Annotated in this window: 2 protein-coding genes; both read left to right on the top strand. The window is 66.4% G+C overall.

Features of this window, described 5'->3' with window-relative positions; translation table 11 throughout:
* The first annotated feature begins 296 nt into the window (after positions 1-296).
* Positions 297-1,328, top strand: a complete 1,032-nt coding sequence (locus JMF90_RS35860) for a TRAP transporter substrate-binding protein (protein ID WP_011547578.1) — start codon at positions 297-299, stop codon at positions 1,326-1,328.
* A 3-nt stretch (positions 1,329-1,331) separates the two neighbouring features.
* Positions 1,332-1,728 (top strand): TRAP transporter small permease (locus JMF90_RS35865; RefSeq protein ID WP_201326231.1); only part of this gene is annotated, 397 nt, incomplete at its 3' end.

Below are 1,728 nucleotides of genomic sequence, written 5' to 3' on the forward strand. Positions count from 1 at the left end.
GGCTGGCTGCACGATTGCGCGGCCGACGACGCGATTGCCGGCGCGATCCGTAATAACTTCGTATAGCATACATTATACGAAGTTATACGAGAATTCTTTTCGGCACCTCCGGAATACGTAGAAAAACGGCGATTTTTCATACGAATTTCGCCTGAAACGAGCCGCATACCCTTCAGATTTTCCATCTCGAACACGGGGAAACCCCCATTTTTCTCTTATCGGTCGTCGTATTACTGTATCGATACACTAAATCGATACAGTCGCGTCGCGAGACGCACTCGCACAGGAGACGACTCATGAATACCTACACCCGGCGGCGCTTTCTGCAGACGGTGTCCGCCGCCACGCTCGCGGCCGCGGGCGGCTTGCCGGAAAGCGTGCGCGCGCAGCAGCCGGTCGTCACGCTGCGCTGCTCGTCGTCGATGCCGGCCGACCAGAACGCCGCGCACTACGTGTGGTACGAGCGTCTCGCCGCGAACCTGAAGGCGAGCGTGGGCGACGCGATCCGGGTCGACTACTTTCCGAACAGCCAGCTCGGCAAGGAAAGCGACGTCGTGCAGCAGGTCAAGATCGGCGCGATCGACATGATGATCGCGGGCTCGTCGATCTGGGCCACGGTCGCGCCGGAGCTCGGGATGCTCGATCTCGGCTACCTGTTCGACAGCTACGCGCACGTCGCGAAGGCGCTCGACGGCTCGGTCGGCACGAGCCTGAACGCGCTGCTGCAAAAGCGCGCGGGATGCTCGGTGCTGACCTGGGGCTCGCATTTCGGCGGGCGCTGCGTGTTCACGAAGCAGCCGGTGACGGCGCTGTCCGGCCTGAAGGGGACGAAGCTGCGCGTGCTGCCGACGCCCGCGTTCATGGATACCTTCAAGGCGATGGGCGCGGTGCCGACGCCGATTCCGTTCGGCGAGCTGTACATGGCCGTGCAGACGGGCGTCGTCGACGGTCTCGAACACGATCCCGCCACGGTGCTCGCGAGCCGCTTCGACGAGATCGTGAAGTCGTGCTGGCAATCGCGCCACGTGTTCGCGGCGATGACCGTCGTGATGGGGCGGCGTGCGCTCGACCGGATTCCGGCCAATCTGCGGCCCGCCTTCGACCGCGCGGTGGCCGACGCGACCGTGCAGCAGCGCGCGATTGCCGCGCAGAAGGCCGCGCAGGCGGAGCAGGCGCTGAAGCAGCGCGGCATGGCGTTTTACCCGCTGGCCGATGGCGAGCGCGCGGCGCTGCGGCAGACGATGCAAGACCGCCTGTATGCGGCGTTCGCGAAGCAGTATCCGGCCACCGCGCCGCTGTTTCCGGCGATTGCCGCCGCGCGGGGGTGAGCGATGGACATGCACTCCGTGTCGGGCGCCGCGCCGGCTCCCGCTGCCGGCCAGCCGGCGCATCGCGTCGCCCGCGTGCTGGATGCGGCGCTGCGCCGGCTCGAGTATCTGTCGGCCGTGGTCCTCGCCGTCGACGTGCTGGTCGTGTTCGTGTCGGTCGTGTTCCGCTATTTCCTGCACGACCCGGTCGACTGGGCCGAGGAAGTGGCCAGCGCGCTGATGATCGTGCTGGTGTTCTTCGGCGCGGCGACGGTGCTGGGGCGCAGCCAGCATGTCGGCATCGACGTGTTTCGCGGCCGGCTGCCGGCACGCTGGCAGGGCGCGCTGATCCAGGTCGGCCACTGGATCGTGGCGGCCGTCGCGCTGAACCTGCTGGTGTCGTCGTGCCAGTTGCTCGCGG

It is taken from the genome of Burkholderia sp. E168m23 (assembly GCF_016586125.1).
GTDB lineage: Bacteria > Pseudomonadota > Gammaproteobacteria > Burkholderiales > Burkholderiaceae > Burkholderia > Burkholderia orbicola.